Origin of the sequence: Embleya sp. NPDC050154, from assembly GCF_044460165.1 — a bacterium.
Taxonomy (GTDB): domain Bacteria; phylum Actinomycetota; class Actinomycetes; order Streptomycetales; family Streptomycetaceae; genus Embleya.
Genome location: NZ_JBITJP010000006.1, coordinates 379,247 through 405,854 on the forward strand (window position 1 = coordinate 379,247; position 26,608 = coordinate 405,854).

Below are 26,608 nucleotides of genomic sequence, written 5' to 3' on the forward strand. Positions count from 1 at the left end.
AATGTGATCCGGGTGCCCAGGCGGACGACACCTCGTCGGTGGAACCGCCGCTTCCTCGTGGTCGATCCCACGCGTACGCCAGTCGCGGCCCGTTCAGCATACGGAGCGCGACGGTCACCCGCCGCCTCATTACGCAGCGATGATCGAAAGTCACGAATAAGGCTCGTTGCACGGGGCAGGGGTTGTGGCCAACGCCACACCAGGCGTACCACAGGACATCAGCAGGCGGGATCTGTCCACCATCGGGGGAATTCGTGGCGGAAGTGGTACTGGATGCGGTTGGAAAGTTGTATACGGACGGCACTCGAGCGGTCACCTCACTCGATCTGACCGTCGCGGACGGGGAGTTCCTGGTTCTGGTCGGCCCGTCCGGATGCGGGAAGACGACCGCGTTACGGATGGTCGCCGGCCTGGAGGAGATCAGCGAGGGCACGATCAGCATCGGCGACCGAGTGGTCAATCGGGTGCCCTCGCGTGACCGGGACGTGGCGATGGTGTTCCAGAGCTACGCCCTGTATCCGCATCTGAATGTGCGGGACAACATCGGATTCGGGCTCCGATTGCGGAAGTTGCCCAAGGACGAGATTCGCGAACGGGTCACCAAGGCGGCCCGCACCCTGGGCTTGGAGGAGCACCTCGGCCGCAAGCCGAGGCAACTCTCCGGCGGTCAGCGGCAACGGGTCGCGATGGGCCGGGCGATCGTCCGGGAGCCGCAGGCGTTCCTGATGGACGAGCCACTGTCCAATCTCGACGCGAAGCTACGCGTGCAGATGCGCGCCCAGATCGCCCGACTGACCCGCGAACTCGGGGTCACCACGCTGTATGTGACGCACGATCAGACCGAGGCGATGACCCTCGGCGATCGGGTCGCGGTGATGAAGAAGGGCGTCCTCCAGCAGGTCGCCCCACCGCAGGAGCTGTACGACCACCCGGTCAACCTGTTCGTGGCCGGCTTCATCGGCTCGCCCGCGATGAACCTGATGACCGGCACGCTGAACCGCGACGACGCGGACGGCACCACGGTGGCGATCGGCAGCCAGCGGTTGACCGTGCACCCCGACGTGCTCGCCGCGCGCCCGGCGCTGGCCGGCTACCACGGTCGCCCGCTGATCGTCGGCATCCGCCCCGAGGACCTGTACGACACCGCCCTGGAGGGCGCCGAGCCCGCCGAGGGCGCGGTGTTGCGGGCCGAGGCCGACCTGGTCGAGGCGATGGGTTCGGAGGTGCTCGTGCACGTGCGCGTGGACGCGCCGCCCGCGGTCACCGAGGACGTCCAGGAACTCGCGCGCGACGTGGGCGCGGAGGACACGGTGCCGGACCCGGGCGCGGCCCATACCGAGCTGGTGGCCCGCTTCGGGCCGCGTACCCGGGCCCGCGAGGGCGCCGATGTGGTGATGCGGGTGGCAACCGACCGGCTGCACTTCTTCGACCCGGAGACGGGTCTGTCCATTACGGAGGACGCGTGAAGCGGTTCGTGGGCGCCTTGGCGGTCGCCTCGATGCTCGCCATGGGTCTCGCGGCCTGTAGCGACGACGGCGACGACAAGGGCAAGAAGAGCGACGCGACCCCCGGCGGGAGCGGCGCGCCGGCCGTACCCCGCCTCGACGGCACCACGGTGAGCGTCGCGGCGGTGTGGACCGGCGACGAGCAGGCCGCCTTCAAGAAGGTGCTCGCCGACTTCGAGAAGCGCACCGGTGCCAAGACCGAGTTCATCCCCACCGGCGACAGCGCCTCCACCTTCCTGGGCCAGCGGGTCGAGGGCAACGCGCCGCCGGACGTGGCGTTCCTGGCCCAGCCGGGCGTACTCCAGCAGTTCGCGCAGAAGGGCTGGATCAAGCCACTCGCGGCCGACGTGCAGCAGGCCGTGCAGGCGAACTTCGCGACCCAGTGGCAAAAGCTGGGCTCGTATCAGGACAAGCTCTACGGCGTCTACTACAAGGGCGCCAACAAGTCACTGATCTGGTACAACGCGAAGGTCTACGCGAACGCGGGCGCCACCGAGTCCAAGACCTGGGACGACCTGCTCAAGAACGCGGGCCTGATCTCCGACTCGGGCACCCCGCCGTTCGCCATCGGCGGCGCCGACGGGTGGGTGCTCACCGACTGGTTCGAGAACATCTACCTGAGCCAGGCCGGCCCGGAGAAGTACGACCAGTTGGCCAAGCACCAGATCCCGTGGACCGACCCCTCGGTCAAGACCGCCCTGGAGACGCTGGCTCAGGTCTTCGGCAAGAACGACTGGTTCCCCGGCGGCAGCGGCGGCGTGCTCCAGACCGAGTTCCCCGCGTCCGTACCGCAGGCGTTCGGCGATCCGCCGAAGGCGGGGATGATCTCGGGCGGCGACTTCATCGGCACCAACATCATCAAGGACACCAAGGCCAAGATCGGCACCGACGCGAAGTTCTTCGGCTTCCCCGCGGTCGGCACCGGCAAGGCACCGGTGGTCACCGGCGGCGACGTGGCCGTGGCGATGAAGGACTCCCCCGGCGCCCAGGCCCTGCTCAAGTATCTGGCCTCGCCGGACGCCGCCAAGGTGTGGGCGCAGCAGGGCGGTTACCTGTCGCCGAACAAGAACCTGGACATGGCGTCCTACCGCGACGACACCACGCGTGGGATCGCCAAGAACCTGATCGCCGCGGGCGACGACTTCCGCTTCGACCTCTCCGACCAGGCGCCCGCCGCGTTCGGTGGCACCAAGGGTGAGGGCGAGTGGCGCGATCTCCAGGACTTCCTGCGCAACCCCTCGGACGTGGCCGGGGCGCAGAGCAAGCTCGAAGCGGACGCCGCCAAGGCCTACGCGGGCGGGTGACCGACGTCGATGAGTGAGAAGGCACCCGTACAGGTCGCGGTGCCCGAGAAGACGAAGCCGACGCCCGCGCGCGAGTCGCGCGGGCTCGGTTCGGGCGCCCTGTTGGGCTGGCTGTTCCTGCTGCCGGCCATCGTCATGCTCGCCGTCCTGGTCGCCTATCCGATCGTGTGGTCGCTGATCCGCAGCCTGTTCGGCGCGGACGGCTGGTCGGACTTCGTGGGGATCGACAACTACAAGGAACTGTTCACCGACGACGACACCTTCACCGCGCTCAAGAACAACCTGATCTGGGTCCTGGTGGTGCCCGCCGTGGTCACCTCGCTGGGTCTGGTCTTCGCGGTGCTGACCGAACGGGTCAGGTTCGCCACCGCGTTCAAGCTGATCGTCTTCATGCCGATGGCCGTGTCCATGCTGGCCGCGGGCATCATCTTCCGGCTCGTCTACGACCGCGATCCCGATCAGGGCGTGGCCAACGCGGTGATCACCAGCGTGCACGACATGTTCGACGAGGGCGCGCCGTATCCCGGCGCCCGACCGCGCAACGACACCGTGCTCGCGCCGCAGGGCGGCGGCTTCATCACCAAGGCCGGTACCGCGCCCGGCGGTACCGCGCTGTTGCCGCTGGTCGCGCTGCCCGCGGACAAGATCCCCACCGACGCGCGGGACGCCAAGCCCGCCGTGCCGCCCGCCGGGGGCCTCGGCGGCGTGGTGTGGGTCGACTTCACCAAGGGCAACGCGGGCAAGGCCGGAGTGGTCGACCCCGGCGAGAAGGGCCTGCCCGGGGTACGGGTCGAGGCGGTCCGGAACGGGAAGACGGTGGCGAGCGCGAGCACCGGCAAGGACGGCTCGTTCACCATGCCCGCGTCCGCCGCCGAGGGCGGCCCGGTGCAATTACGGCTGACCGAAGGCAATTTCGCCAAGTCCTTCGGCGGCTACGACTGGCTCGGGCCCAACCTGGTCACCGCCGCGATCATCGGCGCCTACATCTGGATGTGGGCGGGCTTCGCGATGGTGCTGATCGCGGCCGGCCTGGCCGCGATCCCGCGGGACGCGCTGGAGGCCGCGCGCGTGGACGGCGCGACCGAGTGGCAGGTCTTCCGCCGGGTCACCATCCCGCTGCTGGCCCCGGTGCTGGTGGTGGTGATGGTCACGCTGGTGATCAACGTGCTGAAGATCTTCGACCTGGTGTACATCATCTCGCTGGGCTCGTCCCAGAAGGAGGCCAACGTGCTGGCCCTGCAGATGTACATCGCCTCCTTCGGCGGCGGCAACAACCAGGGCCTGGGCAGCGCCATCGGCATCCTGCTCTTCCTGCTGGTGCTGCCGGCGATGTTGTTCAACATCCGTCGCTTCCGAAGGGAGAACCGGTGAGCACGTCCGTGACCCCCGACCTGACGAAGCCTCGGAAAGCGCCGGCGCCCCCGGAAGGGGGCATCAAGCGCGGCCTCGCCTCGCGTATCGTCGGCCGCACCGGCGGCGGTCTGGCGGCGGTCCTGCTGGTGCTGATCGCGCTGTTCTGGCTGATGCCCACCTTCGGACTGCTGGTCTCCTCGCTGCGCGATCCGCAGGAGATGAGCAAGTCCGGCTGGTGGAAGGTGCTGGGCAAGCCGAGCGACCTGACCTTCTCCAACTACGACAAGCTGCTCGACAACAAGGACATGACCCGGGCGTTCTTCAACACCATCTGGATCACCGTGCCCAGCACGCTGTTGGTGATCCTGATCGGCTCGCTCGCGGCCTACGCCTTCGCCTGGCTGGAATTCCCCGGTCGGGACTGGCTGTTCCTGATCGTGGTCGGGCTGCTGGTGGTGCCGGTCCAGGTGGCGCTGATCCCGATCTCGAAGCTGTACGGCGACACCGGGTTGTTCGGCACCATCCTGGGTGTGGTGCTCTTCCACGTCGCGTTCGGCCTACCGTTCGCGGTGTTCCTGTTGCGCAACTACTTCGCGGGCATTCCACGCGACCTGCTGGAGGCCGCCCGGATGGACGGCGGCACCGACCTGACCATCTTCTTCCGGGTCATCCTGCCGCTGGGCCTGCCCGCGATCGCGTCGCTGGGCATCTTCCAGTTCCTGTGGGTGTGGAACGACATGCTCATCGCGTTGATCTACGCGGACACCGAATCGGCGCCGCTGACCGTCGCGTTGCAGTCCCAGTCCCGGGCGTTCGGCGCCAACATCGACGTGCTGGCCCCCGGCGCGTTCCTGTCGCTGATCGTCCCGGTGGTCGTCTTCTTCAGCTTCCAGCGCTACTTCGTCCAGGGCGTGATGGCAGGCGCCGTCAAGTAGTCGTCGAGGAGGCGAACATCCCCTCGATGTCGAACAGGCGTCCTGGGCAACGGCCGCGGGGCCGTCCGGCGAAGTCCGGGCGGCCCCGCGGCCTGTGTGTTTCGTGCCGCCATCGTTACGGATCCGACTTCGGGAACGGAATTCCATGTGACATCGTCCGAAGGCGTAGGGTGCTCCCCGCCGCTTCGAAACCGGCTCGGGGGTGCACCAAACGGGGGACATACGTCATTTCGGGGGAACAATGAGGGGAAATCGCCGAACCGGTTTTCTACGGACCCTGCTGATCGCGCTGGTCGTCGAAACCGTGCTGATGAGCGCGACCGCCATCACGTTGGCGGTCATGTCGTTCGCCGTGCGCGACGACCGCAAGAGCCTGGAGGGCCTCGGTGATCTGCTGCTGATCGCGTCGGTGTTGTGCGCGGGCATCGCGGTGGTGAGCGGCATGGGCGTGGCCGGCGTGCGCGACGCGATGCGGCGCGGCACCGGGGCGCTGGGGCGCGCGGCCGCGGTGGGCCTGATCCACGTGTTCGTGGCGCTGGTGGCCACGCTGATGACCACTCCGCCGTGGACGGTCCTGGTGGCCGGCCTGCCCGCGATGATCTACCTGCCGTGCTGGTGGGCGGTGCGCGAGCGCAGTCACCACGAGCTGTTGATGCTCGAACCGTAGCGGGTCGACGCAAGCGAACCGCACAGGCCGCCGGCCCGGAACCCGCGTGGGTTCCGGGCCGGCGGCCTTCTCGCACCGATCAGCTCTTGCTGCCGGTCCGCAGCAGCGTACGGATCGTCCGCATCGCGACCGAGAGCGTCGCGAGGTCGTAGTTCTCCGCTTCCTGCAACTCGTCCAGCGTGGACCGGGCGCGGGTGAGCACGGCCGCGTTCCGGTGCTCCCACGCCTTGAACCGCAGCTCCGGGGTGTCCTCCGGTTCGCCGGAGGCGAGCACCTCCGCGGTGAGCCCGGCCTGCGCCGCGTACAGGTCCTCGCGCAGCGAGGCCCGTGCCATCGACTTCCACCGGTCGCTGCGCGGCAGTTCGATGATCCGGTCGAGCAGGTGTGCGATCGGCAGCCGGTCGGCGATGTCGAAGTACACCTGCGCGACGTCGAGCACCGCGCGCTCGGACTCGTGCGCCACCTCGACGATGTCCAGGGCGGCGTACGCCGAGGACATCCCGGCCACCGCGGTGGCCAGTTCGGTGGGCACGCCCGCCTCGGTGAACTCCTCGTACAGCCCGTCCATCCAGGCCAGGTCCGAGCCGCGCAGCACCTTGGGCAGGTGTGCGACCACCTCGGCCACACCATCGCGGAAGAACTCCACCTGCGCGGCGATGTCGATCTCGCGCCGGCTGCCCAGGAACCAGCGGGTCGCGCGCTCGATCAGCCGCCGGCTGTGCAGCCGCAGCTTGGTCTGCATCTCGGCCGGGACCTTGTTGTCCAGCGCCGCGATCGCACCCATGACCCGGTCCGCGCCGAAGATCTCCCGCGCGGTGATGTGCGCCCGGGCCACCTCCTCCGCCGACGCGCCGGTCTCCTCGCGCATGCGGAACATGAACGAGAGGCCGCCGAGGTTGACCACCTCGTTCACCACGACCGTGGTGATGATGTCCCGACGCAGCGGGTGTCGGTCCATCTGCTCGGCGAACCGCGCCCGCAGCGCGCTGGGGAAGTAGCGGTACAACTCCCGGGCCAGGAACGGGTCGTCCGGCAGGTCCGAGGCGATCAGGTCCTGGGCCATCACGATCTTGGTGTACGCGAGCAGCACGGCCAGCTCGGGCTGGGTCATCGCCTGCCCGTTCTGCTGCCGCTCGCGCAACTGCCGGTCGGTCGGCAGGAACTCGATCTCCCGGTTGAGGTGCCCGTCGCGCACCAGCCGGCGCATGTACCGCATGTGCACGTGCAGCAGGCTGGTGGCCTGGGCGACCGCGTTCTCCAGCGCGCAGTTCTGGCCGTAGTTGGCGGCCAGCACCAGGTGCCCGACCTCGTCCGTCATGGCCGCGAGCAGCTCGTTGCGCTGCTTGAGGGTCATGTCGCCGGCGGCGGTGACCTGGTTGAGCAGGATCTTGATGTTCACCTCGTGGTCCGAGGTGTCCACCCCCGCCGAGTTGTCGATCGCGTCGGTGTTGATCCGGCCGCCCGCGAGCGCGAACTCGACCCGACCGAGCTGCGTGCAACCCAGGTTGCCGCCCTCCCCGACGACCTTGACCCGCAGGTCGGCGCCGTTGACCCGGATCGCGTCGTTGGCCTTGTCGCCGACGTCGGCGTGCGACTCGCCGCTCGACTTGATGTAGGTGCCGATCCCGCCGTTCCAGAACAGGTCCGCGGGAGCCTGCAGGATCGCCTTCATCAAATCGGCCGGAGTGAGTCGGATCACCGCGTCCGGCAGCCCCAGTGCCTGCCGCACCTGCGCGTTGATCGGCACCGACTTGGCGGTGCGCGGGTACACCCCGCCGCCGGCCGAGATCAGCTCCTTGTCGTAGTCCGCCCACGAGCTGCGCGGCAGGTCGAACAACCGGCGCCGCTCGGCGAAGGAGACCGCCGCGTCCGGGTTCGGGTCCAGGAAGATGTGCCGGTGGTCGAAGGCGGCCAGCAGCCGGATGTGCTCGGACAGCAGCATGCCGTTGCCGAACACGTCACCGGACATGTCGCCGATGCCGACCACGGTGAAGTCCTCGGTCTGGGTGTCGTGACCCAGTTCGCGGAAGTGCCGCTTGACCGACTCCCACGCGCCGCGCGCGGTGATGCCCATGCCCTTGTGGTCGTAGCCCGCCGAGCCGCCGGAGGCGAACGCGTCGCCCAGCCAGAAGCCGTACGCCTGCGCGACCTCGTTGGCGATGTCGGAGAACGTCGCGGTGCCCTTGTCCGCGGCCACCACCAGGTAGGTGTCGTCCGTGTCGTGCCGCACCACGTCCGCCGGCGGCACGACCTCGCCGTCGACGAGGTTGTCCGTGATGTCCAGCAGCGCGCCGATGAAGGTGCGGTAGCAGGCGATGCCCTCGGCCAGCCAGGCCTCGCGGTCCGCGGGGTCCGGCAGTTGCTTGCAGAAGAATCCGCCCTTCGCGCCGACCGGCACGATCACGGTGTTCTTGACCATCTGCGCCTTGACCAGGCCCAGGATCTCGGTGCGGAAATCCTCGCGCCGGTCCGACCAGCGCAGCCCGCCGCGCGCGACCGCGCCGAAGCGCAGGTGCACGCCCTCGACCCGGGGCGAGTAGACGAAGATCTCGAACCTGGGCCGCGGCGCGGGCAGGTCGGGGATCTCCTGCGGGTCGAACTTGAGCGAGAGGTAGTCGTGCGCCTCGCCGTCCTCGCGGTGCTGGAAGAAGTTGGTCCGCAGGGTCGCCTTGATCATCGCCAGGAACGAGCGCAGGATGCGGTCCTCGTCCAGGCTGGCCACCTGGTCCAGGGCACCTTCGATGGCCTCGACGATGCCGTCCACCAGCTCGGTGCCGGCCTGCTGGTGGCCCGGCGAGAAGCGGGCCTCGAACAGGTTCACCAGCAGCCGCGTGGTGTGCGGGTTGGAGACGAGGACGTCCTCGATGTACTCCTGCCCGAACGTGGTCCCGGCCTGCCGCTGGTACTTGGCGTAGGCGCGCAGCACCATCGCCTGGCGCCAGGTGAGCCCGGCCCGGAAGACCAGCGCGTTGAACCCGTCGTTCTCCGCACGCGCGGTCCAGGTCGCCGAGAACGCGTCCTGGAACAACTCCTTGACGTCCTCGGGCTGCCCGTACATCGCCGCGGCGTCGTAGCGCAGACCGAAGTCGTACACCCACGCCACGGTCCCGTCGGCGCGGCGCAGCTCGTAGGGCCGCTCGTCGACGACCTCCAAGCCCATCCGCTGCAGGATCGGCAACACCTCGGACAGTGACACGTGCCGACCGGTGCGGTAGATCTTGAAGCGCCGCTCGCCGGGCAGTGCTCCTATCGGCTCGTACAGGTGCAGCTTGAAGTCCGCCTCGGGGGTCAACTCCTCGACCCGCTTGAGGTCGGCGACCGCGGTCCGGGGCGGGAAGTCGGACTTGTAGCCCTCGCCGAACGCGTGTGCGTAGCGGCGGGACAGTTCGGCCGCGCTCTCCTCGCCGCATTCGGCGACGAGGGCCTCGCCGAAGTCGTCGATCCACGAGCGGGTGGCCTCGGACAGCAGTCGTTCGATGTAGTCCACGTCCGGGTCGCCGAGTTCGGCGCCGGTGGGCACGCGCACGGTGAAGTGCAGGCGTGCGAGCACGGATTCGGTGTTGCGCGCGGTGTAGTCGACCACCGAACCGGCCAGCTCGGCGAGCAGGATGTCCTGCATCTTGAGCCGGACCTCGGTGGTGTACCGGTCGCGCGGCAGGTAGACCAGGGCCGAGTAGAACCGGCCGTACTCGTCCTTGCGCAGGAACAGCCGCAGCCGGCGTCGCTCCTGGAGGTAGAGCACGTTGATCACGATGTCGTGCAGCTCGTCCACGGCGATCTGGAACAGGTCGTCGCGCGGGTAGGTCTCCAGGATCTGCAACAGGTCCCGGCCGTCGTGGCTGACCGGCGGGAAGCCCGCCTTCTCCAGCACCGCGTGCACCTTGCGGCGCACCACCGGGATGCGCTGGACACTGTCGGTGTACGCGGCCGAGCTGAACAGTCCCAGGAAACGACGCTCGCCGACCACGTTGCCGGCCGCGTCGAACTTCTTCACACCGATGTAGTCGAGGTAGGCCGAACGGTGCACGGTCGCCCGCGAGTTGGCCTTGGTCAGGATCAGCAGCTGTTTCTCCCGGGCCTTCGCGCGAGCCCGGGTGGAGAGCCGACTGAAGGACGCGGACAGGTCCTGGTCGGCACGCAGGATGCCCAGGCCGGTGCCGGGCACCGCGCGCAGCACGTCCTCGTCGTTCTCGCACACCAGGTCGTACTCGCGGTAGCCGAGGAAGGTGAAGTGGTCCTCGGAGAGCCAGCGCAGCAGCTCCCACGCCTCGCCGATCTCCTCCTCCGGCAGCGAGGCCGGCGGGTCGTTGGCGAGTTCGTCGGCAAGCCGCAGCGACGTGTCGCGCATCTTGGTCCAGTCCTCGACCACCTCGCGCACGTCGCTGATGATCCGCTGCAACCCGGTCTCGACCGAGCGCAGGTCCTCGCGGTCGCTCTCCCGGTCGATCTCGATGTGCATCCAGGACTCGACGATCGCGTCCTCGGGCACCCCGTGTGCGTCGGTGGTGTCCACGATCTCCAGCAGCTCGCCGGCGATGGTGCGCCGGACGATGAGCTGGGGGTGGATCACCACGTGAATGCTGCGTTCCTGGCGGGAGAGCTCGTTGGTGACCGAGTCCACCAGGAAGGGCATGTCGTCGGTGACGATCTCGACCACGGTGTGCCCGGAGGCCCAACCGTTCTCCTCCACCGTGGGCGTGTACGCCCGGACTCGCGCGGTGCCCTGAGGGCGCTCCGCCGCGAGTCGACAGTGCGAGATCGCCGCACCGTACACGTCCACCGGATCGCGATCGATCAGGTCGTCGGGTGCGGTGTGCCGGTAATAGCGGGACAGGAGGACATCGAGGTCCACCCGGTTCGGGCCCTCGGGCCCGCCGCCTCCGTGCTGTGACGATGCCGCTCGTGCCGCTTCCGCCGCTCGGGCGAGAAGCTCCGCCTTCGCCTCGTCCAGCTTGCTCTGCATGATGCTGCCGCTCCTGTCGCGCGCCGTTGCGTGACCATTGCCGTCCCCGGGCGTGCCCGGCTGTGTACTGCCGGTACCCGCTTTGTCGCGAGTACCTGTTTCAGGCGACGTGCGCGGGCTCACGGTGGTTCCGGGACTCCGTCGTCCCGGCTCGCGGCCCACGCGGCGTCGCCGCATCGTCAGGCTACTCGCGTGCCTCCCGGCCGCCGAGAGGGGATCTCGGATCACCCTGTAAGGAATTTCCGGCTCGGTCCGGACACCTCGTACCCATTGCCTCGAAGGCGGCGCTCGGGGCACCGTGGACGCGGGACGAACGACGCAACGCACGGGCGGGACGGACTCGGTGGGGAGACGATCGTCATGGCCAAGAAGGTGCTGCTGATCGCCGGCGACGCGGCGGAGTCGCTGGAGGTCCTGTATCCGTACCAGCGCCTGCGCGAGGAGGGCTACGACGTGCACGTCGCCGGCCCCTCGCGCAAGAAGCTCGCCTTCGTCGTACACGACTTCGTCGAAGGCTTCGACACCTTCACCGAGAAGCCCGGCTACACGTGGCCGGCCGACTTCGCGTTCGTGGAGGTTCGGCCGGAGAACTACGTGGCCCTGGTGCTGCCGGGCGGGCGGGCTCCGGAATACCTGCGCAACAACCCGGTCGTCCTGCGCCTGGTGCGGCACTTCTTCGAGGCGGACAAGCCGATCGCGCAGATCTGTCACGGCCCGCTGATCGCGGCCGCCACGGGGATGCTGGCCGGGCGGCGCACCGCTGCCTACCCGGCGATCGCGCCGGACATCAGAGCCGCCGGCGGCACGTGGGTGGACGGCGAGGCGGTCGTCGACGGCACCCTGGTCTCCGCCCGCACCTGGGTCGACCACCCGGCCTGGATGCGCGAGTTCGTCCAGGTGCTGCGGGCCAAGGCGCCGGCCTGAGCGGTCGGCACCCGCGGCGGCCGGCCCACGGTGGTCGGCCGCGCGGCGGTCGGCTCCGCGCCGGTCAGCCCATGTGCGGATAGTGGTACGCGGTCGGCGGGTCGAACGTCTCCTTGATCGTGCGGGTGCTGGTCCAGCGCATCAGGTTCTGCATCGCGCCCGCCTTGTCGTTGGTCCCCGACGCCCGCGCGCCGCCGAACGGCTGTTGGCCCACCACCGCGCCGGTGGGCTTGTCGTTGAGGTAGAAGTTGCCCGCCGCGAAGCGCAGGAAGCCCGCGGTCTGCGCCAGCGCCCGCCGATCGCGCGCGATCACCGAACCGGTGAGCGCGTACGGCGCGGCCGACTCCATCTGCCGCAACATCGCGTCCCAGTCGCCGTCCTCGTACACGTGCACGCCCAGCAGCGGCCCGAAGTACTCGGTGGTGAACACCTCGTCCCACGGATCCTCGGCCAGGACCACGGTGGGCCGGACGAACCAGCCGACCGAGTCGTCGTAGGTGCCGCCCGCCAGCACCAGCAGGCCGTCGCCGGCGTGCGCGCGATCGATCGCCGCCTTGAGCTTGGCGAACGCGCGCTCGTCGATCACCGCGCCCATGAAGTGCCGCAGGTCCGTGACGTCGCCCATGGACAGGCCGTCCACCTCGGCCAGGAACGCGTCCCGGAACTCGCTCTCCCAGATCGAGCGCGGGATGTAGGCGCGCGAGGCGGCCGAACACTTCTGCCCCTGGTACTCGAACGCGCCGCGCACCAGCGCCGTGCGCAGCACGTCGTGATCGGCGCTGGGATGCGCGACCACGAAGTCCTTGCCGCCGGTCTCGCCGACGATCCGCGGATAGCCGCGGTAGGTGTCGATGTTCGCGCCGATGGTGCGCCACAGGTGCTTGAACGTCGCGCTCGACCCGGTGAAGTGCAGCCCCGCGAAGTCCGGGTCGGCCAGCGCGACGTCGGAGACCGCGACACCGTCGCCGTGCAGCAGGTTGATCACCCCCGGCGGCAGCCCCGCCGCCTCCAGGAGCCGGATCAGATGGTGCGCGGCCAATGCCTGGGTGGGCGCGGGCTTCCACACCACCACATTGCCCATCAGCGCCGGCGCGGTGGGCAGGTTGCCCGCGATCGCGGTGAAGTTGAACGGCGTGACCGCGTACACGAAGCCCTCCAGCGGCCGGTGGTCCAGCCGGTTCCACACCCCCGGCGAGTCGATCGGCTGCTCGGCCAGGATCCGCCGGGCGAAGTGCACGTTGAACCGCCAGAAGTCGACCAGTTCGCACGGCGCGTCGATCTCCGCCTGCTGCACCGTCTTGCCCTGACCGAGCATGGTCGCGGCGGCGATCGTCTCGCGCCACGGCCCGGCCAGCAGGTCGGCCGCCTTGAGCAGGATCGCCGCGCGGTCGTCGAAGTCCATCGCGCGCCAGTCGGGCGCGGCCTCCTTCGCGGCGATCAGCGCGGCCCGCGCGTCCTCGTGCGTCGCGTTGGCCAGCGTGCCCAACTCGCCCGCCCGCCGGTGCGGCTGCACGATCTGCACACGCTTGCCCGCACCCATCCGGTGCTCGCCACCGATCGCGTGCGGCAGGTCCACCGGCGCGTCGGACAACTCGGCCAGCCGCGCCGTCAGGCGCTCCCGCTCGGGAGAGCCCGGCGCGTAGCCGTGGACGGGTTCATTGCTCGGCCGGGGCACCCGGGTCACAGCATCCATGGATGCGCAGTGCCCGCGAATTCGACAATCGATGCGCCGGGGCACCGACGCGAGGGTCAGCCCGGATACGTACGCGCGAGCGCCACCGCGTCCGCGAGCGAGTCCACCACCGGCACGCCGACCCCCTCCAAACTGGCCCGCGCGTGCGATCCGCCCGTGTACAACACCGCCCGCGCGCCCACGTGCAGCGCCGCCGCCGCGTCGTCGGCGGCGTCGCCGATCAGCACCACCTCATCCGGCTCCCGGCCCAGCGCGGCCAGGTGCCGGACCAGGTGCTCGGCCTTGCCGCCGCCGGGCGGACCCACCCGCCCGTCCACCCGGACGAACCGCTCCTCGATCCCGAACCGGCGCACGAACGGCATCAGCGACTCGTGCTCGGTCAGCGACAACAACGACTGGGTGCCGCCCTCGTGCTGCCACCTGCGCAGCAGTTCGTCCGCGCCGCCGGCAAGCTCGCACAGCGCGCTGTGTGTGGCGTAGACCTGCTGGAAGGCGTCGTCGAGCAACACCCACTCGGCGGCATCGGGAACCCGGCCGGTGACCTTCTCGTAGAACTTCGGCACGGGCACGCAGTAGAGCTCGCGATAACGCTCGAGGGTCATCGGCGGCAGCCCCAGCAGCGCGAACGAGGCGTTGGTGGCCGCGATGATCGCGTCCATGTCGTGGAACAGCGTGCTGTTCCAGTCCCAGACCAGGTGCGGAGGTCGACTCTTCATGGACCTTCATTGTGCCGTGGGCACGCTCACAGCAGGTCGGCAAGCTCCTGTGTCGCGAACCACAACAGCTCGTGCTCCTCGGTCGCCTCGATCAGATCGTCGGTGAGCCCGCCGGCCAGCGCCGCGGCGATCGCCTCCTCGGCCTCGGCGGTGTCCATGTGCACCGCCGCGATCCGCTTGCGCGGCACCGTCGCGTCCACCAGCACCGCTCCCGGCTCGTCCTGCGCGCGCACGCTCACCAGGTGGTCCGGTACGTCCGCCGCCAGCACGATCCGACGCGTGCCGCCCGGTTCGCCCGCGAGCAGCCGCAGCGAGGTCTCGGCGGCCCGGGTCAGCGCGCCGTACTCCAACTCCTCCTCGTCCTCGCTCTCGTACCAGGCGCGAAACGCGTCGGTGACCGCGTACGCGGGCAGCGGTGCCGACACGATCGCGCCCTCGGCGTGCACCGAGGCCAGACCTGCGGGCGTGGTGGGGATGAACACACGCATCGGGCGACTCCAATCGAGTGAAATCCCGGCATCCGTTCGAGTTCGCCGAACGCCGGGGCGACGGTCGACCTACCGCCACATTGCGTGAGTCGACGCGCGTCAGCGTAATCCCGGACCGGCCAGACGAATGGTTGACCCGGCGCCGCGAGCCGGCTAGGAAGTGCCTGCACACGTCCCGGTCGGGGGAACGAGCGGAACGGGTGCGCGGCCACACCCGACGCTCGCGTCCTCGCACGCCTTTCGCACGTCTTCGCACAGCTTCACGGGGAGGACCCATGGTCCACACGAACACCGTCCGCACCACGACGCCACCGCACCTGTACGTGGTGCGGGCACCCGCCGGCGAGAGCCCCTTCGATCCGGCCCCGGCCGGGCGAGCCGATCGCGGCATCCTCCCGCTTCGCCCGCCCGCGCACCGGGCCGCGCTCGTGCACGGCTCGCTCGCGCTCGCGCCCGATCCGGCCTTCGACCCGCCACCCGCACCACGCCCGGCACTGCGGCTGATCCGCGCCCTGGACGAGCCCGACCCGGCCGAGGCCAGGCTGCGCGCACGACGGCTGGCACACGCGCTCGCCGAGATCGGCTCCGGCCTGCGCGCGGTCACCCAGTTGCGGCCGTACGCCTCCGCCGCCGTCTACGCCACCACACACCACCTGGTCCGCCGACTCGCCGCCCGCCGGGTCGGCCGGCTGAGCGTGGAATCGTGCGGCGGCCGGGCCCCCGCCGACGGCGTCGCCGAAGGCTACGCCCGGCTGCGCGCGGCCTCCTGGGTCCTGACCCTCGCCTTCCGTCTCGAACGCGACGCCCCCACCCGCCGACCCACCGACACGTGGTTGTGCACCGCACTGGAACACGACGGCCGCACGTGACGCGGAAGACCCGAGGGTCCGGACCACAGTCGCGGTCCGGACCCTCGGGTCGATCCACCATCACTTCGGACAAGCCGTCGACCACCAGGCTGCACGTCGGCCATCCAGCCCGTCCGGCGTTCGAGGACAGGCGGGCCGCAGGCCGGCCGAGTCGAGCCGGGTCTACTTCTTCTTGCGCTTCGCGCGCTGCGCGCGCCTGCGCTCGGCCCGAGTCGCACCCTCGTCGACCTCGACGTCGTCCTCGTCGAAGGTCTCCTCGGAGGTGATCACACCACCCTCGCCGTCGATCGTCGGCGCGCTGTACTGCAGGTGCGCCGGCCGCTGGGGCGCGTCCAGGCCCTTCGCGTGGATCTCCGGCAGCGGCGCGGCCTTGTCGATCGAGATGCTCGGCGCCTCGGGCACCTGCTCGATCTCGACCTCGACGTTGAAGAGGTAGCCGACCGACTCCTCCTTGATGCCCTCCATCATGGCGTTGAACATGTCGAAGCCCTCGCGCTGGTACTCCACCAGCGGGTCGCGCTGCGCCATCGCCCGCAGGCCGATGCCCTCCTGCAGGTAGTCCATCTCGTAGAGGTGCTCACGCCAGCGGCGGTCCAGCACCGACAGGATCACCCGGCGCTCCAGCTCGCGCATGACCTCTTCGCCGAGCTTCTCCTCGCGCAGCGCGTACGCGGCCTGGGCGTCCGCCCGCAGCAGTTCCACGAGCTGCTCGGTGTCCAGGTCGGAGCGGTCGCCGAACTCCTCCTCGACCTCCTCGATCGTGACGCTGACCGGGTACAGCCGCTTGAGGTTGGCCCACAACTTCTCGAGGTCCCACTCCTCCGCGAAGCCCTCGGTGGCCCCGTGCACGTACGCCTCGACGGTGTCGTCGATGAAGTGGCCGATCTGCTCCTGCAGGTTCTCGCCCGCGAGCACCCGACGGCGCTCGCCGTAGATCACCTCGCGCTGGCGGTTCAGCACCTCGTCGTACTTGAGGACGTTCTTGCGGATCTCGAAGTTCTGCTGCTCGACCTGGGTCTGCGCGGACTTGATCGCGTTGGAGACCATCTTCGACTCGATCGGCTGGTCCTCGGGCACGTTGGCCAGGGTCAGCACGCGCTCGACGATGTTGGCCTTGAACAGGCGCATCAGGTCGTCACCGAGCGAGAGGTAGAAGCGCGACTCGCCGGGGTCGCCCTGGCGGCCGGAGCGGCCGCGAAGCTGGTTGTCGATCCGGCGGGACTCGTGCCGCTCGGTGCCCAGCACGTACAGGCCGCCGAGGTCGGAGACCTCCTCGTGCTCGGCCTTGACCGCCTTCTTGGCCTTCTCCAGCGCGTCCGGCCAGGCGCTCTCGTACTCCTCCGGCGTCTCGGTCGGGGTGAGCCCGCGCTGGGCGAGCTCGGCCGCGGCGAGGTGGTCCGGGTTGCCGCCGAGCATGATGTCGGTGCCTCGGCCGGCCATGTTGGTGGCCACCGTGACCGCGCCCTTGCGGCCGGCCTGCGCGACGATCTGCGCCTCGCGCTCGTGGTGCTTGGCGTTGAGCACCTCGTGCGGCACGCCGCGCTTGCGGAGTTGCGCGGAGAGGTACTCGGACTTCTCCACGCTCGTGGTGCCGACCAGAACCGGCTGGCCCTTCTCGTGCTTCTTGGTGATGTCCTCGACCACCGCGTCGAACTTGGCCTCCTCGGTCTTGTACACGAGGTCGGACTGGTCCACGCGCTGCACCGAACGGTGGGTGGGGATGGGCACCACGCCGAGCTTGTAGATCTGGTGGAACTCGGCGGCCTCGGTCATCGCGGTACCGGTCATGCCGCCGAGCTTCTTGTACAGGCGGAAGAAGTTCTGGAGGGTGACGGTGGCCAGGGTCTGGTTCTCGTCCTTGATGTCCACCCCCTCCTTGGCCTCGATCGCCTGGTGCATGCCCTCGTTGTAGCGGCGCCCGGCGAGGATGCGGCCGGTGTGCTCGTCGACGATGAGCACCTCGCCGTCCACGACCACGTACTCCTTGTCCCGCTTGTACAGCTCCTTGGCCTTGATGGCGTTGTTCAGGTAGCCGACCAGCGGGGTGTTGACCGCCTCGTAGAGGTTGTCGATGCCGAGGTAGTCCTCGACCCGGGCGACGCCGGACTCGTGGATCGCGACGGTGCGCTTCTTCTCGTCGACGTCGTAGTCGCCGGTCTCCTCGATGCCCTTGAGCGGGTTGGCCGCCTCGCCGCGCCTGAGCCGCTTGACCATCTTGGCGAAGTCGGCGTACCACTTCGTGGCCTGGTCGGCCGGGCCGGAGATGATCAGCGGCGTGCGGGCCTCGTCGACCAGGATCGAGTCGACCTCGTCGACCACGGCGAAGAAGTGGCCGCGCTGCACCAGTTCGTCGGCCGACCACGCCATGTTGTCGCGCAGGTAGTCGAAGCCGAACTCGTTGTTGGTGCCGTAGGTGATGTCGTACCCGTACGCCTTGCGACGCTCGTGCGGCGGCATATTGGCCAGGATGCAGCCGACGCTCAGGCCCAGGAAGCGGTGGACGCGTCCCATCCACTCCGAGTCGCGCTCGGCGAGGTAGTCGTTGACCGTGACCACGTGCACGCCCTCGCCGGCGATCGCGTTCAGATAGGCGGGCAGCGTGGAGACGAGGGTCTTGCCCTCACCGGTGCGCATCTCGGCGATGTTGCCCAGGTGCAGCGCGGCACCGCCCATGAGCTGCACCTTGTAGTGCCGCTGGCCCAGCGTGCGGCGCGCGGCCTCGCGAACGGTGGCGAAGGCTTCCGGAAGCAGATCGTCGAGGGTCTCCCCGTCGGCGTAGCGCTGCTTGTACTCGTCCGTCAGTGCCCGAAGCTCGGCATCGGAGAGGTCCTTGAAGTCATCTTCGATCGACTCGATCTGATCTGCGATGCGGTTGAGCTTGCGCAGGATTTTGCCCTCGCCGGCGCGCAGGACCTTGTCGAAGATAGACACGCTGGATGAGCTCCTTGCCCGACGGCGCCCGCCCGCCTTTCGGACGTGACGGCACGGCGGGGCCCGTCCCGCCGATACGGCCATCGTATGCGAGGAGGCAAGCCGGGATCGAGCCTCGCGGGCCGGCACAGTAACCGGCATGGAACCTGTGGAGATCGCGGCGGGGCGCTTTCAGCTCCGGCCCTGGAACGAACACGACGTCGAGGTGGTCCGCGAGGCGCTGGCCGATCCCGAGATCACCCGCTGGATGTCGGTGCCGACGGACGGTGACCCGCGCGCGTGGCTGGCCGCCCGCCGGGAGCGCTGGGACGAGGGCGACAGCCCCTCGTTCGCGGTGATGGACGCGGTGACCGGCGAGGTCCACGGCCACGTGGCGCTCAAGAACCTCGTCCCGCGGTGGCGCACGGGCGAGATCGGCTACTGGACGCTGAAGGGCGCGCGGGGCCTGGGCGTGGCCCGGCACGGGGTGGGCGCGGTGACCCGGTGGGCGTTCGGCGCGCTGGACGTGCACCGGGTGGAACTGCGGCACGCGGTCACCAACACCGCCTCGTGCGCGGTCGCGAGCGCGGCCGGATATGCACTCGAAGGAGTTCTCCGGGACTGCGTCATCGGCGCCGCCGAGCCCTTCACCGACGTACATCTGCACGCCCGGCTCGCCACGGACACCTGATGCGAACACACGTTCTAAGGTGGCGGTCATGACCACACAGCCGACCTTCTTGCCGGGCACCGAGCTGACCGCCGACGAGGCCCGCCGAATCGTGCTGGCCGCGCAGGGCCTCCTGGGCGCCCCCGACCGCCGCGCGGGCGTACCCGGCGTGCTGCGCTCGCTCGGCGCGGTCCAACTCGACACCATCTCCACGCTGGCCCGCTCGCACGAACTGGTGCCGTACGCCCGCCTGGGCCCGGTCGGCCGCCCGGCCGTCGAGGCCGCCTACTGGCGCGGCGACACCGCGTTCGAGTACTGGTCGCACGCGGCCTGCGTGCTGCCGATGTCCACCTGGCCGGACTTCGCCTTCCGCCGCCGGCACCACCGCGAACGCGGTCACCTGTGGGGCCACCAGGTCACCCCGGAGGCGTACGCGAACGTGCTGAACCGACTGCGCGCCGAGGGTCCGCTCACCGCGACCGGCCTGGGCGGCGCCAAGAACCGGGGCGAGTGGTGGGACTGGAGCGAGACGAAGGTCGCCGCCGAGCGCGCGCTCGCCTTCGGCGACGTGGTCTGCGTGCGCCGCGAGGGCTGGAAGCGGGTGTACGACCTCCCGGAGCGGGTGATCCCTGCGGCCCTGCTCGCCGAGGAGCCCGACGACGCCGAATGCGTCCGCCGCCTGGTCGCCCTGGCCGGCCGCCAACTGGGCGTGGCCACCCGGGCCGACCTGATGGACCAGTACCGGTTGACCCGGGCCCAGGTCGACGCCGCGCTGCCGGACAGCGGCCTGGTCCCGGTCACCGTCGCGGGCTGGGGCGAGCGGGCTGCCAAGGAGGGCACCTGGGCCGACCCGGCCGCGCTCGCCGCCGCACCGCGCGGCCGCCATCGCACCACGCTGCTGTCCCCGTTCGACGCGCTGGTGTGGGACCGGCCGCGCACGGCCCGGGTGTTCGGCGGCTTCGAGCACCGCCTGGAGGCGTACGTGCCGGCCGCCAAGCGCGTCCACGGCTACTTCGTGATGCCGCTGCTCGCCGGCGGGCGGTTGATCGGCCGGGTGGACCCGGCCCGCGAGGGCCGCACCCTGGTGGCCCGACGCCTGTCCTTCGAAGCCGGCCCCAAAGTCACCGAGCGCGCCCTGACGGCCATGGCCGACGCCCTACGCGAGGCCGCAACCTGGGTGGGCTGCGAAAACATACGCATCGAACACCTCACCCACGAAACCACCCGCGCCCCCCTGAACGCCCTACTCACAACCTGACCCGAAGACCACGCCGATCCCATCCGCCGGCCGAGCCACCCACAGCCCGGCCGGCGTTTGAGGCCAAGTAGCCCGGCCGGCGCTTGAGGCGAACCAGCCCCGCCGGCGCTTGAGGCGAACCAGCCCCGCCGGCGCATGAGGCCAAACAGCCCCGCCGGCGCTTGAGGCGAACCAGCCCCGCCGGCGCATGAGGCCAAACAGCCCGGCCGGCGCATGAGGCCAACACGGAAGCCGCATGGCCCGAGTGCGCCCGAGCCTCAGTCGCCGATCTCCAGAATCTTCTCCCGCATCGCGTAGACCACGGCCTCCATCCGCGAGTGCAACTGGAGCTTCTCCAGGATGTTGCGCACGTGGTTCTTGACCGTGTTCTCACTGATGAACAACTGCTTGGCGATATCGCGGTTGTTGCGGCCGGTGGCCACCAGCCGCAGCACCTCGATCTCACGATCGGTCAGCCGCGGCGCGGGCACCAGGCGTCGTTCGTCGTCGCGCCTGCTCATCGACTTGAACTCGGTCAGCAGCTTGACCGCCATCGACGGGCTGATCTGCGACTGCCCGTCGGCCACCGCGCGGATCGCCGAGGCCACCTCGCCGTGCGAGATCTCCTTCAGCAGGTAGCCGGTCGCGCCGGCCTTGATCGCGTCGTAGAGGTCGGCCTCTTCCTCGCTCATCGTCAGCATGATGATCTGCGTGCTGGGCGCGACTTCCTTGATCGCCGTGCACGCCTCGATACCGCCGCGCCTGGGCATCCGGACGTCCATCAGGATGATGTCGGGCAGCAGATCCTGCGCGGCCTCCAGCGCCTCGGCGCCGTCCCCGGCCTCGCCCACCACCGTGATGTCCGGTTCGGGCGCGAGCACGATGTCCAGACCCCGGCGAAACAGATCGTGGTCGTCGACCACCAGCACGCGAATCGGTTCGCCCGCTGAGCCGTGGTCCACGCGGGTCGGAACAGACTGTTCACCCACCGTGTTTCCCCCCTGGGTCGGCACGATCCGTGTCCAGGACATGATCCCACGTGATCGCCACGACGCCAGGCCCTGATGGGTGTTATGTGCGGAACGTACTTGCGAAGCGGAACTTTCGCCAGGGAACGCCAGGGTCGAGGACGCAACCGGCGCCGAAACCCCGAAGGGTTTCGGCGCCGGATCACCGACCGAGGGCGCGCCTGAACGGCCCGACCGCTGCTACTGCGGTCCGCCGTCCTCGCGGTCCTCGGGCTTGAGGTGGATCACACCGTAGTCGTAGCCGTGCCGGCGGTACACCACGCTCGGCCACCTGGTGCTCGAATCGATGAACAGATAGAAGTCGTGGCCTACCAACTCCATCTCGTACAGCGCCTGGTCGAGCGCCATCGGGCGCCCGGCGTGTACCTTCTCGCGAACCACGAGGGGGCCTTCGCCGTCTACCTCGATCGGGCCCGCCATGTGCGGCTGGGGCCTCAATTCGCCGTTCTTCACAGCCTCGATGTCTTCCGCGGACGCCACCACGGCCCCGTTGAGCCGATCGGCGTGATTGATCTCCGCAGTGGCCGCGCCCACCGATACGGGGGAGCGGTGACCATGGTGCACGCGCCGCCGGTCGGCGGCCTTGCGCAACTGCGCTTCAAGCCTCGCGCACGCCATGTCGAGTGCGGCGTATGGGTCGGACGCGGCGGCTTCGCCCCGGATGACGGGACCACGCGTATTCAGCGTGATCTCCACCCGGTCCGAACGCTCCGCCAGCCGCGGGTTCCGCTCCTTGGATACCTCGACGTCAACGCTGATCACCTTGTCGTCGAGCTTCCGGATCTTCTCCAGCTTCTCGACGCAGTGCTTGCGAAAACGCTCGGGTACCTCGGTCTTGCGGCCCTTGACGACAATGTCCACGCAGAACTCCATCCATTGCGCCATGCCGGAGGGGTGGGCACCCAACCGACCGACCAGGTCGCCGATGGCCCTGCTCCGGCCGGCGCCGCCGGGCGGTCGCGGCCAGCACGGCCGCCGCCTCGACTCGCCCTCCCACGGCTCGGACCGCACGGGTCGCCTCCGCGAGAGTTGCGCCGGTGGTGCAAACATCATCGACGACGATCACCACACTAATGCCCGTAAACAAGGGCGCCAACCTGTCCGAAACGATCATTGATCGGTGGACGTTCATCCCCCGTTCACGTGCGGAAAGACCGGCTTGGTCCCGTACTCGACGGGTATGTCGCAGTGCCGGCAGCACACGTGTGCGGGTCCCGCCCGCGCGCAGCCGGCCGGCCGCGCGCAGGGCCAGCTCGCCGATGGCGTCCCGACCCCGGCGGCGCACCGCGGCCCGGGTCGAGGGCACCGGGACCAGCAGACAGGGCCCCACCGGGTCGCTCAGCCCGGCCGCCGCGGCCCGGGCGAGCGCGTCGCCGAGCGGACGGGCCAGGCTGTGCGCGCCGTGTTCCTTGTACGCGGCGAGCACCGAGCGCACCGGTCCCTCGTACCCGGTGATCGCGTGCACCGGCGGCAGGCCCTCGGGTGCGGGGGTCGGCCGCGCGGGCGCGGGCTCCGGGGCGAAGACCCCGTGGCACTCGGCGCACAGCAGCGCGCCCGGCTCGGCGCAGCCCGCGCAGCGCACGGGCAGCACCAGGTCGGCCCATGTCGCGAACACCCGACGCCGTTCCATGTCCCCAAGCTCGCACGTCCGGCCCGGAAACGGACCCGTCGCGGGCGCGACCACCCGATCCGGTCATGGCGCGCCGTGGCGAACGATCGAACCCGCCCGGGCCCGACCGGCCCCGCCCACAGCCGACCGGTACGCCACGCGGCCCGCCGGAACGGCGGGCACGCCCTAGCCGGGATAGACCGGGTACAGCCCGCTGTGCACCTTGGTCCAGTTGTTGCCCTGGGACAACTGGTAGATGTTCTCCTCGCCGGAGTCCGCCAGCAGGGGCTGGTCCGCACCGTCCGGAGCCGCGATGCGCAGCATGCCGTTGACCGAGGCGACCGAGACCGAGATGCCGCCGTCGATGTCCACGATCTGCGGCTGGAGCGCGCCCTGGCCCTCCTTGCCCAGCACCACGAGCCGGTCGGCGCCGTTCCAGGAGATCGCCTTGACCTCGACCAGCGAGGGGATCACCGAGCGCGGCGCGGCGATGGTCATGGCCACCGTGCCGTTGCTCACCCGCCGCTCGACCCGGCCGATCAGGACCTTGCCGTTGTCCACGATCAGCGCGGCGCGCGTGCCGTCCGGGGAAAGCCGCAGGCCGGTGATCCGGGACGCGGCGATGCCCTGCACGTCGACCTCGACCCGGGTGATCTGCTTGCGTTCGTCCTCGTACAGCGCGAGCACCCGCTCGGCGTTCCTGGTCCGGTCCAGCACCCACAGCACACCCCGGCCGTCCCAGGTCGGGCTGAGCAGCGACGCCGGACCCGTGCTCAGCCACTCCTGGACCTCGCCGTGGCCGTCCACGTCACCGACCCACAACTTGCGGCCGTTGGTGTCGATGCCCGCGATCCGGCGGCGGAAGGGGTCGCGCGAGACGGCGATCTGGTCGACCTTGTAGGTGCCGTCGCCGAAGGGTCCCGGCAACACCGGCGGATTGCCGTTCGGGCCGGGCACCACGTTGACCACGTTGCCCTTGGCGATGAAGTAGCCGGTGGGCGAGGACGTCTTGGCGGCCCGGCCGGGGTCGTACTGCGCCGCGTCGTCGTCGGAGAGCGAGCACATCGGGGCGCCGCCGCCGGTGATCGAGACGGAGTCCACCCCGGAGACCTGGCGCAGCGTGTACAGCAGTTGCGCGGCCATCCGCTCGCAGCCCTTGGTCTGGGCGAGTCTGGCCTCGCGGTTGAGCTGGACCCGGGCGATCCGGTTGTCCTCGATCGAGACCACCCGGTCGGCCGGCGCGGTGCCCGGCGGGAACGCGGTGTCCACGACCGGCCGCAGCCAGTCGGTGGGGCCTTCCACGAGTTGGCGCACCAGCGCGGAGGTCAGGCCGACCCGGCTGCGCAGGTAGACGGGGTCGGGCACCAGCATGTCCTTGCCCATCGGCATCGCGGTGGCGAACCAGTAGGTGTTCACCGACCGGTAGATCCGGTGGAACTCGGCCCGGGACAGGATCAACCCGTCCGGCAGGTCGGCGATCCGCCACTGGTTGTCGGTGCCCAGGCGCAGTTGCAGGGTGGCCCGGTACTGCGCGTTCGGCTGCTGCTCGGGCTGGTAGGCGTTGCGGCTGTCGACCGTGCCCACCCGGGTGCCGGACACCTCGGCCTGGTAGGTCCGCTCGTCGGCGCCGGGCACGAGTTCGATCCGGGCGATCGACTCGAGCACCACGATCTCGCGCGCGGGCACCCACTTGGCCCGCGCCTCCGGGGTCAGATAGGTCCGTGCCGTCGTGTAGTCCGGCTCGTCGCTGGTGACCGCCTCCAGGAAGCCGGCGACCATGCCGTGCGGCTGCTCGCCGGGCTTGGGCGGCACGGCGAACACCCGCACCTGCTGCTCGGGGCCCTGGTCCTTGGTGCCGCCCTTGCCGGCCTCGCGCACGCTGCCGCTGTGCGGCATCGACGCGCACGCGCTGAGCGTGCACAGCACACACAGCAGGGCCAGGAACGGGGTGATCCGCCTCATCGACTGCCTCCCGGGGAGCCGGCCGCGCGCACGGTGCGCCGATACGGCGAGCCGGCCGGGCCCAGGCCCCGATTGGCCCGCGAGTCCTCGGGCTCCAGCGGCAGCGGCGAACGCACCAGTTCGCCGCCCGCGGTCTTGGGCAGGCTCAGCCGGAACTGCGAGCCGCCGCCGGGCTCGCCCCACGCCTGGAGCCAGCCGCCGTGCAGGTTCGCGTCCTCCAAAGCGATCGACAGGCCCAGGCCGGTACCACCGGTGGTCCGCGCCCGGGCCGGGTCCGCCCGCCAGAACCGCGCGAACACCAGTGAGGACTCGCCGGGCTTGAGGCCCACGCCGTAGTCGCGCACGGCCACCGCGACCGAGTCCTCGCCGCCGGCGACGCTGACCACCACGTCGTGGCCCTCGCCGTGCTCGACCGCGTTGACCACCAGGTTGCGCAGCACCCGGTCGATCCGACGCGGGTCCACCTCGGCCACACACGGCTTGTCCGGCACGCGCACCACCAGGCGGCTGCCGCGGCGCTCGGCCAACGGTTCGGCGCCCTCGACCACCCGGCGCACCAAATCGCGCAGGTCCACCGGCTCGGCGTCGAGCACGGCCGCGCCCGCGTCGAACCGGCTGATCTCCAGCAGGTCCGACAGCAGCGCCTCGAACCGGTCCAACTGGTTCTGCAACAGCTCGGCCGATCGCCGGGTGGCCGGGTCGAAGTCCTCGCGCGCCTCGTGCAGCACGTCGGCGGCCATCCGCACGGTGGTCAGCGGCGTACGCAATTCGTGTGAGACGTCCGAGACGAACCGGCGCTGGACCCGGGAGAGCTCCTCCAACTGTCTGATCTGGTTCTGCAGGTTGGAGGCCATCTTGTTGAAGGAGGACCCCAGCCGGGCCAGGTCGTCCGCGCCGACCACGCGCATGCGCTCCTCCAGGCGCCCGGCGGCCAGCCGCTCGGCGATCCGCGCCGCCATCCGCACCGGCGTCACCACCTGCCGGGTCACCAGCGCGGCGATCGCCACCAGGAGCAGCACCAGGAACACCCCGGCGGTGGCCAGCGTGCTGCGCACCAGCCCCAGAGTCTTCTCCTCCGGTCCGAACGAGAAGAAGTAGTAGAGCTGATAGGACCCCCCGTCCGGGTCCTCCAACTGGGCTCCGACCACCAGACCGGCCTCGCGGGTTCTCTTCGCCGGACCGTCGCCGCGCTGCCCCTCGCGGACGATCTGGGTGTACTGCAACAGCGCCACCCCGCGCTTGAGGCCGACCTCGCGGCGCAACTCGGCGGGCACGCTCGCGTCCGGGACCACGTCGCCGGACGCGCGCGGGCTGCGGCCGGACCCGGGGGAATCGTCCGCGGTGTCCTGGCTGGTGGCGGCCACGTCGTAGACCCCCTGACCGCCGCTGGAGAGCTGCTTGACCAGCGCGTTGAGCCAGTCGCCGGTGTTCACCCGGTTGCCGGATGCCGGGGTGCCGGTGGGCACCTGGACATGCCGGCCCGGACTGGTGGCGATCTCGTCGGCCTGGGCGCGGGCATCCTCGAACCCGCCCTGGGCCTGGGACCGGGCGGAGGCCACCTTCGCGTCGAGCAGGCCGTTGCGGACCTGGCCGACCACCACCACCCCGAGCAGCACCATCACGGCGACGGACAGGACCAGCGTGGTGGCCACCACGCGAAACTGGATCGATCTGTTCCACAGCGCGATGACCCGGCCCACGCCACCGCGCACACGACGCAGGGCGAGGGACCAGGCCGACGGGGAGGGCGGCCGCTGTGCGGTGCTCACCGGTAC

At 70.1% G+C, this 26,608-nt stretch carries 19 protein-coding genes and 1 riboswitch; of the genes, 9 read left to right on the forward strand and 10 right to left on the reverse strand.

What is annotated here, in order from left to right; genetic code table 11:
- Nucleotides 1-7: 7 nt before the first annotated feature.
- Nucleotides 8-96: riboswitch (ZMP/ZTP riboswitch) on the reverse strand.
- 158 nt (nucleotides 97-254) lie between these two features.
- From ACIBSV_RS16435 to ACIBSV_RS16455, 5 genes are all read left to right on the forward strand, one after another.
- A complete protein-coding gene (locus ACIBSV_RS16435) occupies nucleotides 255-1,466 on the forward strand; it encodes an ABC transporter ATP-binding protein (protein WP_395863407.1) in 1,212 nt (403 codons plus the stop codon).
- Nucleotides 1,463-2,809: an ABC transporter substrate-binding protein gene (locus ACIBSV_RS16440; protein ID WP_395863409.1), complete on the forward strand. Its 1,347-nt coding sequence runs from the start codon at nucleotides 1,463-1,465 to the stop codon at nucleotides 2,807-2,809. Before ACIBSV_RS16435 ends, ACIBSV_RS16440 begins: the two co-directional genes overlap by 4 nt.
- Nucleotides 2,810-2,818: 9 nt before the next feature.
- Nucleotides 2,819-4,180, forward strand: a complete 1,362-nt coding sequence (locus tag ACIBSV_RS16445; protein WP_395863411.1) for an ABC transporter permease subunit — start codon at nucleotides 2,819-2,821, stop codon at nucleotides 4,178-4,180.
- Nucleotides 4,177-5,097 (forward strand): carbohydrate ABC transporter permease, encoded by a 921-nt coding sequence (locus ACIBSV_RS16450; RefSeq protein WP_395863412.1) that lies wholly within the window; start codon nucleotides 4,177-4,179, stop codon nucleotides 5,095-5,097. Before ACIBSV_RS16445 ends, ACIBSV_RS16450 begins: the two co-directional genes overlap by 4 nt.
- A 241-nt stretch (nucleotides 5,098-5,338) precedes the next feature.
- Complete coding sequence (locus tag ACIBSV_RS16455; RefSeq protein ID WP_395863413.1) at nucleotides 5,339-5,764, forward strand: hypothetical protein; 426 nt, start codon at nucleotides 5,339-5,341, stop codon at nucleotides 5,762-5,764.
- Between the two features lie 79 nt (nucleotides 5,765-5,843).
- On the opposite strand, the gene ACIBSV_RS16460 is transcribed toward ACIBSV_RS16455, so the two are convergent.
- Entirely contained in the window at nucleotides 5,844-10,727 is a 4,884-nt protein-coding gene (locus tag ACIBSV_RS16460) for an NAD-glutamate dehydrogenase (RefSeq protein ID WP_395863415.1), read from the reverse strand.
- 360 nt (nucleotides 10,728-11,087) lie between these two features.
- Between ACIBSV_RS16460 and ACIBSV_RS16465 the strand changes: the two genes are divergently transcribed.
- Nucleotides 11,088-11,651, forward strand: a complete 564-nt coding sequence (locus ACIBSV_RS16465; RefSeq protein ID WP_395863417.1) for a DJ-1/PfpI family protein — start codon at nucleotides 11,088-11,090, stop codon at nucleotides 11,649-11,651.
- Between the two features lie 64 nt (nucleotides 11,652-11,715).
- Here the strand turns inward: ACIBSV_RS16465 and pruA are convergent, their stop codons facing one another.
- The 3 genes from pruA to ACIBSV_RS16480 are packed head-to-tail and all read right to left on the reverse strand — an operon-like array spanning nucleotide 11,716 to nucleotide 14,548.
- Nucleotides 11,716-13,344 (reverse strand): L-glutamate gamma-semialdehyde dehydrogenase, encoded by a 1,629-nt coding sequence (pruA, locus tag ACIBSV_RS16470; RefSeq protein ID WP_395863419.1) that lies wholly within the window; start codon nucleotides 13,342-13,344, stop codon nucleotides 11,716-11,718.
- 56 nt (nucleotides 13,345-13,400) lie between these two features.
- Complete coding sequence (locus tag ACIBSV_RS16475; RefSeq protein WP_395863421.1) at nucleotides 13,401-14,060, reverse strand: HAD family hydrolase; 660 nt, start codon at nucleotides 14,058-14,060, stop codon at nucleotides 13,401-13,403.
- Nucleotides 14,061-14,086: 26 nt separating this feature from the next.
- Nucleotides 14,087-14,548 (reverse strand): DUF6912 family protein, encoded by a 462-nt coding sequence (locus tag ACIBSV_RS16480; protein WP_395863423.1) that lies wholly within the window; start codon nucleotides 14,546-14,548, stop codon nucleotides 14,087-14,089.
- A 275-nt stretch (nucleotides 14,549-14,823) separates the two neighbouring features.
- On the opposite strand from ACIBSV_RS16480, the gene ACIBSV_RS16485 reads away from it, so the two are divergent.
- Nucleotides 14,824-15,417, forward strand: a complete 594-nt coding sequence (locus tag ACIBSV_RS16485) for an Rv3235 family protein (protein WP_395863425.1) — start codon at nucleotides 14,824-14,826, stop codon at nucleotides 15,415-15,417.
- Nucleotides 15,418-15,579: 162 nt separating this feature from the next.
- Here ACIBSV_RS16485 and secA read toward each other — a convergent pair whose 3' ends face one another.
- On the reverse strand, nucleotides 15,580-18,348 hold the full coding sequence (gene secA / locus ACIBSV_RS16490) for a preprotein translocase subunit SecA (protein ID WP_395863427.1): 2,769 nt from the start codon (nucleotides 18,346-18,348) through the stop codon (nucleotides 15,580-15,582).
- 139 nt (nucleotides 18,349-18,487) lie between these two features.
- Between secA and ACIBSV_RS16495 the strand changes: the two genes are divergently transcribed.
- Entirely contained in the window at nucleotides 18,488-19,018 is a 531-nt protein-coding gene (locus ACIBSV_RS16495) for a GNAT family N-acetyltransferase (RefSeq protein ID WP_395863428.1), read from the forward strand.
- Between the two features lie 28 nt (nucleotides 19,019-19,046).
- On the forward strand, nucleotides 19,047-20,255 hold the full coding sequence (locus ACIBSV_RS16500) for a winged helix-turn-helix domain-containing protein (protein ID WP_395863430.1): 1,209 nt from the start codon (nucleotides 19,047-19,049) through the stop codon (nucleotides 20,253-20,255).
- A 257-nt stretch (nucleotides 20,256-20,512) separates the two neighbouring features.
- Here the strand turns inward: ACIBSV_RS16500 and ACIBSV_RS16505 are convergent, their stop codons facing one another.
- The 5 genes from ACIBSV_RS16505 to mtrB form a co-directional block, all read right to left on the reverse strand.
- Nucleotides 20,513-21,223, reverse strand: a complete 711-nt coding sequence (locus tag ACIBSV_RS16505; RefSeq protein ID WP_052174179.1) for a response regulator transcription factor — start codon at nucleotides 21,221-21,223, stop codon at nucleotides 20,513-20,515.
- A gap of 219 nt (nucleotides 21,224-21,442) precedes the next feature.
- Nucleotides 21,443-22,123 carry a ribosome hibernation-promoting factor, HPF/YfiA family gene (hpf, locus tag ACIBSV_RS16510; RefSeq protein ID WP_395863432.1) on the reverse strand — a complete coding sequence of 227 codons (681 nt, stop codon included), beginning with the start codon at nucleotides 22,121-22,123 and terminating at the stop codon, nucleotides 21,443-21,445.
- A complete protein-coding gene (locus ACIBSV_RS16515; protein WP_395863434.1) occupies nucleotides 22,011-22,892 on the reverse strand; it encodes a ComF family protein in 882 nt (293 codons plus the stop codon). Before ACIBSV_RS16515 ends, hpf begins: the two co-directional genes overlap by 113 nt.
- 165 nt (nucleotides 22,893-23,057) lie before the next feature.
- Complete coding sequence (locus ACIBSV_RS16520; protein WP_395863436.1) at nucleotides 23,058-24,833, reverse strand: LpqB family beta-propeller domain-containing protein; 1,776 nt, start codon at nucleotides 24,831-24,833, stop codon at nucleotides 23,058-23,060.
- Entirely contained in the window at nucleotides 24,830-26,602 is a 1,773-nt protein-coding gene (gene mtrB, locus ACIBSV_RS16525; RefSeq protein ID WP_395863438.1) for an MtrAB system histidine kinase MtrB, read from the reverse strand. Before mtrB ends, ACIBSV_RS16520 begins: the two co-directional genes overlap by 4 nt.
- Nucleotides 26,603-26,608: the final 6 nt, after the last annotated feature.

Bases quoted from the DNA above. Each gene is read 5' to 3' on its own strand.
- ACIBSV_RS16445 (WP_395863411.1), top strand. From the start codon at position 2,819: ATGAGTGAGAAGGCACCCGTACAGGTCGCGGTGCCCGAGAAGACGAAG.
- ACIBSV_RS16460 (WP_395863415.1), bottom strand. From the start codon at position 10,727: ATGCAGAGCAAGCTGGACGAGGCGAAGGCGGAGCTTCTCGCCCGAGCG.
- ACIBSV_RS16475 (WP_395863421.1), bottom strand. From the start codon at position 14,060: ATGAAGAGTCGACCTCCGCACCTGGTCTGGGACTGGAACAGCACGCTG.
- ACIBSV_RS16480 (WP_395863423.1), bottom strand. From the start codon at position 14,548: ATGCGTGTGTTCATCCCCACCACGCCCGCAGGTCTGGCCTCGGTGCAC.
- ACIBSV_RS16455 (WP_395863413.1), top strand. From the start codon at position 5,339: ATGAGGGGAAATCGCCGAACCGGTTTTCTACGGACCCTGCTGATCGCG.
- ACIBSV_RS16465 (WP_395863417.1), top strand. From the start codon at position 11,088: ATGGCCAAGAAGGTGCTGCTGATCGCCGGCGACGCGGCGGAGTCGCTG.
- pruA (WP_395863419.1), bottom strand. From the start codon at position 13,344: ATGGATGCTGTGACCCGGGTGCCCCGGCCGAGCAATGAACCCGTCCAC.
- ACIBSV_RS16500 (WP_395863430.1), top strand. From the start codon at position 19,047: ATGACCACACAGCCGACCTTCTTGCCGGGCACCGAGCTGACCGCCGAC.
- ACIBSV_RS16515 (WP_395863434.1), bottom strand. From the start codon at position 22,892: ATGGAACGGCGTCGGGTGTTCGCGACATGGGCCGACCTGGTGCTGCCC.
- ACIBSV_RS16495 (WP_395863428.1), top strand. From the start codon at position 18,488: ATGGAACCTGTGGAGATCGCGGCGGGGCGCTTTCAGCTCCGGCCCTGG.
- ACIBSV_RS16520 (WP_395863436.1), bottom strand. From the start codon at position 24,833: ATGAGGCGGATCACCCCGTTCCTGGCCCTGCTGTGTGTGCTGTGCACG.
- ACIBSV_RS16485 (WP_395863425.1), top strand. From the start codon at position 14,824: ATGGTCCACACGAACACCGTCCGCACCACGACGCCACCGCACCTGTAC.